The organism is Peribacillus sp. FSL R5-0717 (assembly GCF_038002945.1).
GTDB lineage: Bacteria > Bacillota > Bacilli > Bacillales > DSM-1321 > Peribacillus > Peribacillus frigoritolerans.
Genome location: NZ_JBBOOF010000001.1, coordinates 4957036 through 4969764 on the forward strand (window position 1 = coordinate 4957036; position 12729 = coordinate 4969764).

General features: G+C 40.3%; 20 protein-coding genes. 16 read left to right on the forward strand and 4 right to left on the reverse strand.

The features are described 5' to 3' along the window. The first annotated feature begins 35 nt into the window (after positions 1–35). Genes tenI through NYE65_RS23785 form a run of 5 tightly spaced genes read left to right on the forward strand, consistent with a single transcriptional unit; the run spans position 36 to position 3776 of the window. Positions 36–647 carry a thiazole tautomerase TenI gene (gene tenI / locus NYE65_RS23765; protein WP_268591842.1) on the forward strand — a complete coding sequence of 204 codons (612 nt, stop codon included), beginning with the start codon at positions 36–38 and terminating at the stop codon, positions 645–647. A gap of 1 nt (position 648) precedes the next feature. Then, entirely contained in the window at positions 649–1773 is a 1125-nt protein-coding gene (gene thiO, locus NYE65_RS23770; protein ID WP_340861861.1) for a glycine oxidase ThiO, read from the forward strand. Positions 1774–1787: 14 nt separating this feature from the next. After that, the gene (gene thiS, locus NYE65_RS23775; RefSeq protein ID WP_034312438.1) at positions 1788–1991 is read left to right on the forward strand and encodes a sulfur carrier protein ThiS; all 204 of its coding nucleotides are present in this window, start codon (positions 1788–1790) and stop codon (positions 1989–1991) included. Position 1992: 1 nt separating this feature from the next. Further along, a complete protein-coding gene (locus tag NYE65_RS23780; RefSeq protein ID WP_034312435.1) occupies positions 1993–2760 on the forward strand; it encodes a thiazole synthase in 768 nt (255 codons plus the stop codon). Further along, the gene (locus NYE65_RS23785) at positions 2757–3776 is read left to right on the forward strand and encodes a thiazole biosynthesis adenylyltransferase ThiF (protein WP_328177199.1); all 1020 of its coding nucleotides are present in this window, start codon (positions 2757–2759) and stop codon (positions 3774–3776) included. The genes NYE65_RS23780 and NYE65_RS23785 overlap by 4 nt, the downstream gene beginning before the upstream one ends. Before the next feature lie 190 nt (positions 3777–3966). On the opposite strand, the gene NYE65_RS23790 is transcribed toward NYE65_RS23785, so the two are convergent. Beyond that, complete coding sequence (locus NYE65_RS23790; RefSeq protein WP_063576391.1) at positions 3967–4110, reverse strand: small acid-soluble spore protein P; 144 nt, start codon at positions 4108–4110, stop codon at positions 3967–3969. A gap of 116 nt (positions 4111–4226) precedes the next feature. Here NYE65_RS23790 and NYE65_RS23795 point away from each other — a divergent pair, with 116 nt between their 5' ends. Then, positions 4227–4490 carry a hypothetical protein gene (locus NYE65_RS23795; RefSeq protein WP_034312430.1) on the forward strand — a complete coding sequence of 88 codons (264 nt, stop codon included), beginning with the start codon at positions 4227–4229 and terminating at the stop codon, positions 4488–4490. Positions 4491–4652: 162 nt separating this feature from the next. Here NYE65_RS23795 and sspO read toward each other — a convergent pair whose 3' ends face one another. After that, a complete protein-coding gene (gene sspO, locus NYE65_RS23800) occupies positions 4653–4805 on the reverse strand; it encodes a small acid-soluble spore protein O (RefSeq protein ID WP_034312428.1) in 153 nt (50 codons plus the stop codon). 385 nt (positions 4806–5190) lie between these two features. Here sspO and acnA point away from each other — a divergent pair, with 385 nt between their 5' ends. The 7 genes from acnA (at position 5191) to NYE65_RS23835 (ending at position 10602) form a co-directional block, all read left to right on the forward strand. Continuing rightward, the gene (gene acnA / locus NYE65_RS23805) at positions 5191–7902 is read left to right on the forward strand and encodes an aconitate hydratase AcnA (protein WP_057275902.1); all 2712 of its coding nucleotides are present in this window, start codon (positions 5191–5193) and stop codon (positions 7900–7902) included. Between the two features lie 204 nt (positions 7903–8106). Continuing rightward, positions 8107–8640 carry a redoxin domain-containing protein gene (locus NYE65_RS23810; protein ID WP_340861862.1) on the forward strand — a complete coding sequence of 178 codons (534 nt, stop codon included), beginning with the start codon at positions 8107–8109 and terminating at the stop codon, positions 8638–8640. 341 nt (positions 8641–8981) lie between these two features. Next, positions 8982–9110 carry an FbpB family small basic protein gene (locus NYE65_RS23815; protein WP_072272906.1) on the forward strand — a complete coding sequence of 43 codons (129 nt, stop codon included), beginning with the start codon at positions 8982–8984 and terminating at the stop codon, positions 9108–9110. A 129-nt stretch (positions 9111–9239) separates the two neighbouring features. After that, positions 9240–9383: an acid-soluble spore protein N gene (locus NYE65_RS23820; RefSeq protein ID WP_048678620.1), complete on the forward strand. Its 144-nt coding sequence runs from the start codon at positions 9240–9242 to the stop codon at positions 9381–9383. A 66-nt stretch (positions 9384–9449) separates the two neighbouring features. Continuing rightward, the gene (gene tlp, locus NYE65_RS23825; protein ID WP_106026503.1) at positions 9450–9695 is read left to right on the forward strand and encodes a small acid-soluble spore protein Tlp; all 246 of its coding nucleotides are present in this window, start codon (positions 9450–9452) and stop codon (positions 9693–9695) included. Positions 9696–9852: 157 nt separating this feature from the next. Then, the gene (locus tag NYE65_RS23830; RefSeq protein WP_034312417.1) at positions 9853–10284 is read left to right on the forward strand and encodes an acyl-CoA thioesterase; all 432 of its coding nucleotides are present in this window, start codon (positions 9853–9855) and stop codon (positions 10282–10284) included. Positions 10285–10308: 24 nt separating this feature from the next. After that, a complete protein-coding gene (locus NYE65_RS23835) occupies positions 10309–10602 on the forward strand; it encodes a hypothetical protein (protein WP_034312413.1) in 294 nt (97 codons plus the stop codon). 37 nt (positions 10603–10639) lie between these two features. Here the strand turns inward: NYE65_RS23835 and NYE65_RS23840 are convergent, their stop codons facing one another. Continuing rightward, entirely contained in the window at positions 10640–10936 is a 297-nt protein-coding gene (locus NYE65_RS23840) for a HesB/YadR/YfhF family protein (RefSeq protein WP_034312410.1), read from the reverse strand. Between the two features lie 90 nt (positions 10937–11026). On the opposite strand from NYE65_RS23840, the gene NYE65_RS23845 reads away from it, so the two are divergent. Next, complete coding sequence (locus NYE65_RS23845) at positions 11027–11512, forward strand: NUDIX hydrolase (protein ID WP_328177196.1); 486 nt, start codon at positions 11027–11029, stop codon at positions 11510–11512. 253 nt (positions 11513–11765) lie between these two features. Here the strand turns inward: NYE65_RS23845 and NYE65_RS23850 are convergent, their stop codons facing one another. After that, positions 11766–11915, reverse strand: a complete 150-nt coding sequence (locus NYE65_RS23850; protein WP_082609358.1) for a YycC family protein — start codon at positions 11913–11915, stop codon at positions 11766–11768. 323 nt (positions 11916–12238) lie between these two features. Between NYE65_RS23850 and NYE65_RS23855 the strand changes: the two genes are divergently transcribed. Together NYE65_RS23855 and NYE65_RS27360 are read left to right on the forward strand one after the other, a co-directional pair. After that, positions 12239–12451, forward strand: coding sequence for a hypothetical protein (locus NYE65_RS23855; protein WP_340861863.1), 213 nt, complete (start codon positions 12239–12241; stop codon positions 12449–12451). Between the two features lie 119 nt (positions 12452–12570). Beyond that, on the forward strand, positions 12571–12699 hold the full coding sequence (locus tag NYE65_RS27360) for a protoglobin domain-containing protein (RefSeq protein ID WP_170956454.1): 129 nt from the start codon (positions 12571–12573) through the stop codon (positions 12697–12699). Positions 12700–12729: the final 30 nt, after the last annotated feature.

Genomic DNA, 12729 nt, shown 5'->3' on the forward strand with positions numbered 1-12729 from the left:
ATGAGATTGTAACTTTACTAGTTGGGGGTTCTAGTATGAATGCACATGAATTGCATATAATTTCCACTGGGAAACAGCCAATTGAAAAGTTTGTGGAAATCGCTTCAAACATTCAGGAACATGTTGATTTCTTTTATCTAAGGGAAAAGCATAGGAGTGCTTCGGAACTCTTTCGAGCAGTGAGGCTATTACATGATAATAAGATTCCGCTTTCTAAGATCATCATTAATGACCGGGTGGATGTAGCCTGGGTACACAAAGTATTTGGTGTGCAATTGGCTTTTCATAGCTTAGATGCAGAAGTCGTAAAAGGAGCTTTTCCAGGGATGAATGTTGGCTGTTCGATCCATTCCATGGATGAAGCGAAAGCCGCATTCAGCAAAGGGGCCGATTACGCGATTTATGGACATGTTTTTGAAACGGCTTCAAAAATTGGCCTTCCTCCTAGGGGAGTTGAGGAGCTTCATGCAATCACAAGAAATGTCGATCTTCCGATAATTGCGATAGGAGGAATAACACCTTTCAATTGCCAAGACGTGCTGGATGCGGGGGCACACGGAATTGCGGTCATGTCAGGTGTGCTTGAAGCTGAAAATCCGATTGAAGCCGTTAAAGAATACGCGAAGTCTTTGGGAAAGGAGACATAATATGAATTCCATATATGATGCAATCATTGTTGGGGGAGGAGTAATAGGTGGATCCATTGCCTTTCAATTAGCCAAGCGGGGTAAACAGGTTCTTTTATTGGAAAAAGACAGACTTGCCAGTAAAGCATCCAATGCTGCAGCCGGGATGTTAGGAGCACAATCCGAGTTAGATCCTGATAATCCCCTTTTTACAATGGCAAGTCGAAGCAGGGCGATGTTTCCTGCACTGGCGGAAGAATTAAAAGACATAAGTGGAATAGACATCGAATTAGTGAATAAGGGCATGTATAAGGTGGCGCTATCGAGTGATCAAGTAGCCGAGTTGAAGAACATGATCAAAGTCCAGCAAAATGCCGGACTTGAGGCTGAATGGCTATCGACTGCCGAAATAAGGAAAACGGAACCGCTTTTATCGGATGAGATTAAAGGAGCCATGTTCATTCCGAATGATGGACAAGTTTCAGCCACAAGACTGTCGCTCGCTTTTACTGAATCTGCAGCTGCCCTTGGTGTGGATATAAAGGAATTTGTTCATGTCTCCGATTTGGTTACGGAAAACGGATGTGTAACGGGAGTTGTCACGGACATAGGTAGATTTTCAAGTGAAAATGTCATCGTGGCAGGTGGCGCTTGGAGTGCTTTCCTCCTAGAAAAATCAGGGATCATACTCGACAGCTATCCAGTAAAGGGAGAGTGCTTTTCCGTTCTGACCGATCGTCCATTGCTTGAAAAGACAATTTTCTCACATGGCTGCTATCTTGTGCCCAAAGTTGGCGGAAGAATCATTGTCGGGGCAACGGTTAAAGCGAACACTTTCGATCAAAAGGTAAGTCTCGAGGGGATTTCTACATTAATAGAAAGAGCAACGCAATTGCTTCCGGCGATTAAAGGAACCGAATTGGAAAAGACATGGGCAGGTATACGCCCCCAAACTGGGGACGGCTTACCGTACTTTGGTGAACATCCGGCATGCAAAGGACTTTTCATTGCAACGGGGCACTATAGGAATGGCATCTTGCTTTCTCCAATTACAGGTGTACTTATAGCGGATATTTTGGAAAGGAAGGCAAATCCCGAATGGTCCCCTTTTCGATTGGACCGTTCGAAACAGCCCCTTTTTTCTTGATGGAGGTGGATGAATTGGAATTGATTATTAACGGGGAAAAGATACGGATTCCTGCTGAAGAATCAACAGTTACAGGGCTTTTACAACACTTTAATCTACATCAAAAAGTAGTGATCGTTGAATTGAATGATGAAATATTAGCAAAAGAAAGTCTAAGTGAAACACTTTTGTCAAATGGAGACAAGGTAGAGATTGTACATTTTGTAGGAGGCGGATGATATGTTAAAGATTGGTTCTTATGAATTTTCTTCAAGATTATTATTAGGTACTGGGAAATATCCAAATTTTGATGTTCAAAAACAATCAGTGGAGGTTTCGGAGACGGAAATATTAACATTCGCGGTCCGGAGAATGAACATTTTTGAAGCCAGTCAGCCCAATTTTTTGGAAAAGCTTGATTTGAAGAAATACACACTCCTTCCCAATACGGCAGGAGCTAAAACAGCCAAAGAAGCAGTGCGCATAGCCCAGCTTGCAAAGGCATCTGGCTTATGTGACATGATTAAGGTTGAAGTCATAGGCTGTCAAAAAACACTGCTGCCTGACCCGATTGAAACATTGAAAGCTGCTGAAGAATTAGTGAAACTGGGATTCACCGTATTACCTTATACTTCGGATGATGTCTTGCTCGCTAAACGCCTGGAAGAAGTGGGGTGCCATGCAATCATGCCCGGAGCTTCACCAATTGGCTCTGGTCAAGGCATTATAAACCCGCTGAACTTACGGTTCATCATGGAACAATCAGAGGTGCCGGTAATTGTTGATGCAGGGATCGGAACACCCTCTGATGCAGCGATCGCCATGGAATTGGGGGCGGATGGCGTATTACTTAACACTGCTGTTTCTGGGGCGAAAGACCCAGTCAAAATGGCGAGAGCAATGAAACTTGCCATTGAGGCAGGGCGATTGGGGTATGAAGCAGGAAGAATCGAAAAAAATGATTACGCGATTGCAAGCAGCCCAGTTGAAGGATTGAGCATTGGATGAATGAGCGTTATTCACGTCAAGAACTTTTTGGTCCTATTGGGGAAGAAGGGCAAATGAAAATTCGCCAAAAACACGTTTTGGTGATTGGAGCGGGTGCTCTCGGTACGGGAACTGCGGAAGGCCTTGTTCGGGCCGGAGTTGGGAAACTCACCATTGTTGACAGGGATTATGTAGAGTGGAGCAACCTTCAAAGACAACAGCTTTATTGTGAAGATGATGCACAAAAAAGAATACCGAAAGCAGTGGCAGCGAAGAATCGCCTGAATGCGCTAAATTCGGATGTAATCGTAAAATCACATGTGGCGGATGTTTCGGTTGATGAATTGGCGAAGCTTGTTGAAGGCGTGGATTTGATATTGGATGCCACTGATAATTTCGATACAAGGATGCTTATTAACGATACTGCACAAAAATATAAAATCCCCTGGATTTACGGTGCCTGTGTAGGGAGTTATGGGATAAGTTACACGGTGATCCCAGAGAAGACACCATGTTTGAATTGTTTGCTGGAAACGGTCCCGATTGGAGGACTGACTTGTGATACGGCGGGAATCATCAGTCCTGCCGTTCAAACGGTCGTTGCCCATCAAATGGCGGAAGCTTTAAAAATCCTTGTCGAAGATCACGAATCGCTGCGAAACAAAATCGTTTCATTTGATCTTTGGAAAAATGAACATTCATCGATAAATGTAGCGAAATTAAAAAAGGATACTTGTTTGTCATGTGGGTCAAATCGAACGTATCCCCACCTCTCTTATTCAAATCGAACAAAGACCGCCGTTTTATGCGGTAGGGATTCCGTCCAAATCAGGCCGGCAATGAAGGTTGAAAGAGACTTAGCGGAACTCGAAAATAATCTTATCGCACAAGGTGGTAAGATCGACAGGAATCCTTATTTACTTTCATTTACCATTGGAGCCCATCGGTTGGTCGTTTTTAAAGACGGGCGGGCGTTGATTCATGGAACAAAAGATATTGCAGAAGCAAAAACGTTATATCATCGTTATTTTGGCTGAAATGGAATGGCACCGACTTGCAATTCACGTTTATACCCGTGAAAGAGTGCCAAAAAAAAGGTGCCCTTATAATAGGAAGGTATCGAACATTTTTCCAATGTGGCTTATTTGCTTCTGAAATATAAAACGAAAGCGGTGTCTGCCTTTTTGGGGCGGCACCGCTTTGTTATGGAACGATTATTTAAGCAGCTTACATATCATGACTGCTATTATGCTTCTGACGGGAGTGCTGCCTGTTTTTCACCTTATGAGAACCGCTTAACGGTGCTGGTTGACCTGGGTTATTTCCTTTAGGAGCATTTTTTCGCATATCTTTACCATCGTTTTTGTTCATGTTCGATCCCTCCTATCTCTTAAGATAATCAGTCCGTGAAATTTTATTCACATACATATATTTGCAAACCTCGTACATGCTATGGATGGACACCATATTTAAGGAGCTGAATCCAAATGCAGGATAAACAAGATAAGCGAAGGTCTTTTCAGGAAGCCCAGCAAAGTTATCAACAAGTATTTGATGTATACTCATCCATTGAGAAAAACGCACCGAATTACGGAACGGAATTGAAACATGTGAAGCAGGAAGTGAACGAGGCCTATCAACAAATACAATCTGCTTTAGTCACCGCTTCCGAACATCAGAAAGAACAATTGAAAAAATTCGAACAGGATATCCAGGCAATCGTCAATGAGGTCAATTCTGAGGACTATTGAGTGACAGGTTCTTTCGTCATGAGTCCATGCGCATTAGTCTTGGGTTTTGCGCGTTTTACTTGTGCGTTAATTGATTTTAGAAAGGAATAGGCTTTTTGAAAAATGCAGGACATCTGCCATTTCAAAAAGCCTATCCTATTTAAAGTCTAAAAATGAGGGGAATCATTGGTTTTTCTTTCTTTTTTTATTGTTTTGCCTTTGCATTTCCGATAATGGCGGTTCATTTCCCAGTTCATCATTGTATCCAGCCCCATTACCTTGCGCTTTTGCTGCATTCATACCTGGTATAACATGATTTGCCTTTTGTTTTGTCATTTCGACACCTCCACCCATAGAATGTGATAATGTCGAATGATTATGTATGAAGTGTCAATATGTTTTGATGGAATAATTTATCAGGCCGCAAATAGGGGGATTTTCAAGAAAGTGCATATCAGCAAGTCTTCTTAAATGCACTTTAATATGTGGGGGATTTTTTTCTATAAGAGAAACTTATCAAAAACAATAACTTTCTTGTTATTTACTTATACTCATTTCTATATTAGTATTAAGTTGAAGGAAGAGTTAGGGTGGGAGAAGAGAGAGAAAATTCGACAAACTAACTTTTTTACTTATATTTATAGTAAACATGGTTTCAGTGAACCAGGTTTTACTTTCATGTGCAGAATACGTTCTGACAGTTTAATAGGGGGTAATATTCATGACGAAAAATGACGTATACCAAGCGCGTAAGTCCTTTGAAATTGATGGGCAACGCTACAACTACTACAGCCTAGACGCTATTGAAAAAGCAGGGGATGGCCAAGTATCACGCCTTCCATATTCCATTAAAGTATTACTTGAAGCGGTCCTTCGCCAAGTAGACGGAAGAGTAATCACAAAAGAACATGTTGCGAACCTTGCTAAATGGGGAACAAGCGAGCAACAAGATATAGATGTTCCGTTCAAGCCTTCACGTGTAATCCTACAAGATTTCACTGGTGTTCCAGTTGTTGTTGATTTAGCTTCTTTACGTAATGCTTTCGCGGCACTTGGTGGAGATCCTGACAAAATCAACCCGGAAATCCCGGTTGACCTTGTAATTGACCACTCTGTACAAGTTGATAAAGCAGGTACAATGGATTCCCTAGATGCCAATATGGATCTTGAATTCGAACGTAATGCAGAGCGTTACCAGTTCCTAAGCTGGGCTCAAAAATCATTCAACAACTATCGTGCAGTTCCACCGGCAACTGGTATCGTTCACCAAGTTAACCTAGAGTACCTTGCGAACGTGGTTCATGCTGTTGAAACTCCAAACGGAGACTTCGAAGTATTCCCTGATTCTGTTTTCGGTACAGATTCACATACTACAATGATCAACGGTATTGGTGTTCTTGGTTGGGGTGTCGGCGGTATCGAAGCAGAAGCAGGCATGCTTGGACAGCCATCTTACTTCCCGGTTCCAAAAGTCGTTGGTGTTAAACTGACTGGCCAACTTCCTAAAGGTACAACAGCTACTGACCTTGCATTGAAAGTAACACAAGTTCTTCGTGCACACGGCGTAGTTGGTAAATTTGTTGAGTTTTACGGCCCAGGAGTAGGATACCTTCCACTTGCTGACCGTGCAACAATCGCTAACATGGCTCCTGAATACGGTGCTACAGTTGGTTTCTTCCCTGTTGATGCAGAAGCGATCGATTACATGCGCTTAACAGGCCGTGATGAAAAACAAATTAAAGTGGTTGAATCATACTGCAAAGAAAATGGTTTGTTCTACTCTCCTGAAAACGAAGATCCAGCATACAATGATGTTGTGGAAATCGACCTTTCAGCAATTGAACCAAACCTTTCAGGCCCTAAACGCCCGCAAGATTTGATTCCACTTTCTCAAATGAAAAAATCTTTCCATGACGCGATCAATGCACCTATGGGCAACCAAGGTTTTGGCATGGACAATTCTGAATTGGATAAAGAAGTAACTGTTAAATTTGCCGATGGCAAAGAAACGGTAATGAAAACAGGTGCGATTGCAATTGCTGCAATCACTAGCTGTACAAACACTTCTAACCCGTACGTAATGCTTGGAGCGGGTCTTATTGCTAAAAAAGCAGTTGAGAAAGGCTTGACTGTTCCGGATTATGTAAAAACATCATTGGCACCAGGTTCTAAAGTTGTTACTGGTTACCTTCGTGATGCAGGTCTTCAACCATACCTTGATCAATTAGGATTCAACGTAGTTGGTTACGGCTGTACAACATGTATCGGTAACTCAGGTCCATTGGCTGACGAAATCGAAGCAGCTGTTGCTGAAGCTGATCTACTAGTAACTTCAGTACTTTCTGGTAACCGTAACTTTGAAGGTCGTATTCACCCACTAGTGAAAGCAAACTATCTTGCTTCACCTACTTTGGTTGTAGCTTATGCTCTTGCTGGAACTGTGGACTTCGATCTTAACAATGATTCTCTTGGTAAAGACAAAGATGGTAACGATGTATATCTTGCTGATATTTGGCCATCACAAGAAGAAGTTAACGCTGCTGTTAAAGCGACAGTTACACCGGAATTATTCCGTAAAGAATACGAAACAGTATTCAACGATAACAAACGTTGGAATGAAATCCAAACAAGCAACGAAGCGATTTATGCTTTCGATTCTAAATCGACTTACATTCAAAATCCTCCATTCTTTGAAGGATTATCACCAGAACCGGGTTCAGTTAACCCACTTTCCGGCTTGCGTGTAGTTGGTAAATTCGGCGACTCAGTAACAACTGACCATATTTCCCCTGCAGGTGCAATCGGTAAAGATACACCAGCTGGTATCTATCTTCGCGAAAACGGTGTGAAACCGCGTGACTTTAACTCTTACGGTTCTCGTCGTGGTAACCATGAAGCGATGATGCGCGGAACATTCGCAAACATCCGTATCCGTAACCAAGTTGCTCCAGGTACAGAAGGTGGTTACACTACTTACTGGCCAACAGGCGATGTAATGGCTATCTATGATGCTTGTATGAAATACAAAGCTGATGGAACAGGTCTTGCAGTAATCGCTGGTAAAGACTATGGTATGGGAAGCTCTCGTGACTGGGCTGCGAAAGGTACTAACCTTCTTGGCATCAAAACAGTCATCGCTGAAAGCTTTGAACGTATTCACCGTTCTAACCTTGCATTAATGGGTGTTCTTCCACTTCAATTCAAAGAAGGCGAAAACGCTGAAACGCTTGGATTGACTGGTAAAGAAGCAATCGCAGTTAAAATCGACGAAACGGTTAAACCGCGTGATATCGTAACAGTTACAGCTACTGATGAAGCTGGAAACGTAAAAGAATTTGATGTACTTGTTCGTTTCGATTCCGAAATCGAAATCGACTACTACCGTCACGGTGGTATCCTTCAAATGGTATTACGTAATAAATTAAAAGGCTAATTTCAGCATTTAGGAAGCGGTAAACCTATTATAGGTTTACCGCTTTTTTTGTGTCAGGTTTATGAAACAATGAGATATCATGATATGATTTATAGGAATTGCACTTTTCCGCATACCCTTTTATTGTTAAGATGGAATAGGGAAGTTGTTCTAATTCTGGAAATGGACTAATATTTTTATTGTAATGGGACTAGGAGGACGAGTATGCTTAAAAAAATTATTGCTTCGGTGGCCTTACTATCACTTATTACTGTAGCGATCGTGCAGGCGATGGATAATGACTCGAAGGGAAATGACGAAAAAGATGCTTTGGGCGGATTGAAAATTGGAGCTAAAGCACCGAATTTCTCCCTGAAAACTTTGGATGGTAAACAAGTTGAATTATCGGATTATGAGGGAAAAAAGGTAATGCTGAATTTTTGGGCAACGTGGTGTCCGCCTTGCAAGAAGGAAATGCCGGATATGGAGAAATACACACAACAAGCGGGTGATGATGTCGTCGTACTTGCAGTCAATATTGACCCTGAAAATGATGTACAAGCATTTGTGGAGGATAATGGAATTACTTTTACCATACCGCTGGATAGTCAAAGTGCAAAAAATCCAGTGAATGAGCGCTACAAAATTCTTAGCATACCGACAACTTACTTCATCGACAAAAAAGGCATTATCAGGAATAAGGTAATTTCGGCCATGACCTTAAAAGATATGGAACGAAATATAAATAGTATGCAGTAGGGTAATCTTATGAAGTTTGAAGTGAATTGCGACACACTCCTGCCGAAAACCCCGGTTTCTGAAAACAAGGAACGTTTTTTATTACAAGACGGAACCTTATGAGGTTCCGTTTTTATGTATGTTAACAAAGTTGTCAAACTTTTATGGAAAAATCAAAAAAATTAAAAAATTATGGTTAAAGTTTATGAAAAAAGGGTTAAAGTAAAAGTGGAGATATGGAATTTTTATCAGGTTAAAAATCTGATAATTATGACAATTAAAGGGATGGAAACCATATAGTCATAATTTTACGTTAATTTGGCAATGCTGAATTGTATATTAAAAATAAGTAGGTGAAAAGCATGAAGAAAAGAAAAAGGACATTTGAAGAATTAATTAAAGAAAATAAAAGGGAATTATTGATGGACGTTAAACAAATGGAAAGACTTGAAGAACGTCTTGAAAAAAAACATATGCAAAAGGCTGAATAGTCTTTGCTTAAAAAGAGTCAGTGCCATGAGGTCCCTTCAAGGTGCTGGCTCTTTTTTCATAACTATTTCAAAAACTGGCATTCATGAATTTCCTCTTTTTTATCCATGATAAGAGAAGGAGGCGATAGAATGGGTAATCCAAAAAAAGATTCCAAACACTTTAGACCGAGCCATCAAGGAACACAGCCAATAGCAGCGGGCGGGAACAACGGTAAGAAAATGCAGGACAAATCAGGCAAACATGCTCAGGTCATTCAAACTAAAGGCGAGTAATCAAGGGACAAGGTTATAAAGTAATCGTAATAATATTATGTGAATAAATAATATGAGGTGAAAATAATGGGCACAAATAAGCACAATCCGGATAATCGTTTGGATAATGTTGAAAAAATTCAAGATGCAATAGAAAATACGGAAGAAAATATAATCGCTGCAAATGAAACGTTATCATTTTCTTCAGGGGAAGAAAAGCAGGCAATTCAGGATAAAAATGAACGAAGAAGAAAGAGCATTGATGGAATGAAGGAAGAAATGCAAGATGAGCAGGAAGCACGGGAAAGCGGTTATAGTAACGATAATATGTAAACAACTAGGTAAAGGGGAGAAAGAGATGAGAAATCTTTCTCCCCTTTCATTTTAGGTTCAATGAAGGGAAACAGTCTATAAAGACAGCTTAAATGAAATTTGCACAATTGTTATGGTAAAATGTTTATTGCAAGAGAAATGAAAGTGGGGAAACAAAATGTTCATAGCTGAAAACGAAATTGAAGTGCGGTATGCAGAGACAGATCAAATGGGTGTTGTTTACCATGCGAATTATTTAATATGGATGGAACTAGGCAGGACAAAATTGATAAATGATTTAGGGTTTTATTATGCTGATATGGAAGCGGATGGCATCCTCTCTCCTGTAATGGATATTCAAGCTTCGTATAAAACGCCTGTTAGATATGGTGATAAGGTGAAAATTAAAACCTGGATTGAAAAATATGACGGTTTACGCGTCGTTTATGGGTATGAGATCGTTAATGGGAAAAATGAAGTGGCGGCTACAGGTCATTCTTCCCACGTTTGCGTTAAAAAGGAGAGCTTCCGCCCAATATCCATTAAACGCATGTATCCTGAATGGCATGAGGCCTATGAGAAAAATAAAAAGCAGGATGAATTGGTTTAATTACAATTATTGAGGTGATCAAAAATGGCTTTTGGGATTAAACGGGTAGACATCGTAGCCTGGAAGCAGAAAATCGATCAAGGCCAAATAGCTTTTTTAACTCATTATTGGCTGGATGACCGATTTCCCGGTTGCAAGACGGTAACAAAAGTCGGATGCAAGGATTTAAGGCGTTTAGCGGAGTGGGGCAAGCAATACGGGCTAAAAAAAGAGTGGATTCATCACAGGAAGGATGGCTATTCTCATTTTGATCTTTTAGGGGATAAACAAGCGGAAATTCTTAGGGCGGAAGATATTGAAGAGCGCCTTCTCGATTGAACAAGAAAAAACAGCAGTTTACACCGCTGCTTTATTTTCAAGCACTCTTTTCATATTGAAATTCTGGTTCAGTCAGTTTTTCATTAAAAGTAATAAGTAAATCGTGGCCATCAAAGTACCATAAATCTTTTTCTTCTACATAAAAATTAATCTCGTTCATAGTCGTTGCGGCCGCTGCATTTTCCGGTTCTTCTTGCATGATACCTAATGAAAAGCCGCTTTGGACGGTACTATGCCCGCCATATCTTACATAAAAGCGCAAATGAGAGCCTTCTTGAAGCCCCAGTTCATCAATATACCACTTAGCTGCTTGATCGGAAATGGTCAGTTTCATACTCATTCTCCTTCCTAGAGGTTCGTTATTTAAGTATAAAGTAATTATACGGTAGATGCGAATAATGTGCGTTTAAGAAAGGAAATAACAATGGATATTATATACAATATTTGTTTCATAACTCGAAAAAGATCCAACGAAGTCGAAGTGTTGATGCTATTTCGCCGAAAGGATCCCAATCGGCATAAATGGAATGGCATAGGCGGGAAAATAGAAAAAGGTGAAACCATCGATGAATCGATGGAACGCGAAATTCTTGAAGAAACTGGATTGAAAGTAAGGGGGATGAGCTTTCGAGGAATCGTGACATGGAATGAAACAGGTGGAATGTATGTTTACAGAGCTGAAGATGCAGGGGGAGGGCTATCTGCCTGTGATGAAGGGGAACTTGCCTGGAAGCCATTTCAATGGGTTATGGAGGCAAGTGAAGTTGTGTCCAACATAAAGTATTACCTGAAAGATATATTACAGGATGAACCACCACAAGAATTTGCATGTACCTATGAAAATGAACAATTAATATCAGTCAAAAAGAAGCCTCTGAATGATATGGCAAAAGAATTGACTTTCAATTGAAAACCGCCCATTTGCGGTTTTTTTTTCCTTTTTGATTCCTGAGCCAAAGCGGCGGGGGAATATTCGGAATATTGATATATTTATGAGTTAAGCAAGCCTCTGAAATTATATATTGTTAGGATAAAACGAAATCCATCTAATTAATTTCCTCATAAAGTCGGGGCTTGTAAAAGGAAATCCGGAAATGGTATTGCCCGTAAGATCGTTTCGTACCCATATGAGCACACACAAAAATAGCTGCAGATTCCTGCAGCTATTTTGTATTGCCTTTTTCTTTTGCTTCAGCCTCGGCAAGCTTTTTCAGCAAGACTGGTGTAGGCATATGCATGATTTGCTCTAAAGGCAAGTTTAGTGACTTGGATAACTTTAATGCAGTTTCCGGTGATATTTGCAATGGTTTCATGGCACTTTCTCCTATCGATATGTAATAACTAGTTCCAGTGTAGCCCCTGTTCAACAATTATTCAATCCTTACTTGACTCTTTCCACTAAACGAATTCCAAACGATTTATTCGTTTGGAAGTTAATGTAGAAATGTATCAGGCCCTTTTACCTTGACAAAAGAATCGTGTGGAGTCCAGAATGAAATATAAATAGACTAAAAGAATCACTTTTTTTGAGGGTAACTTGACTTAATTTCAATTAAACAGGTATAAAGAATCGCATTTTGTTGTCGGGTATAATGGATTAACTTTGTCGCGATTTACAAAATCCGGGGAGTGGGATATGGGGATTTTCATAAAAGTAAAGCGCTGGTTTCAAAAAGCAAATGAAACAGATGGCATATTGGATGTAAGCAGTGAACAGGTGAAACTTCAGGTTAATATTATCGATTTAACGGAATACGATTTAAAGCTGATCAATATTTTAGAAAGGCAATTGAACCCCCGGGTCGAGGGAGTTGTTGATGCCTTTTATCAAAATTCTGCAGGTTCCTGAATTGAAAGAGATTATAACGGTGCACAGCACAGTGGGAAGATTGAGAAAAACGTTAATTACTCATATGTTATCTTTATTCATGCTGTAATTGACGATGATTTTGTTAAATTGAGGACAAAGTGGCGAAGACTCATTATTGTATAGGCTTACAGCCCCGGTGGTATTCACCCGGTTTTCAAAATGTAAAGAATCACTTGCAAAGAATCGTCTTTGAACAAACCAAGAATGAAGATGAGCAGCGGCCTTAATATCAGTGATAGGATAGATACTCAATCTCG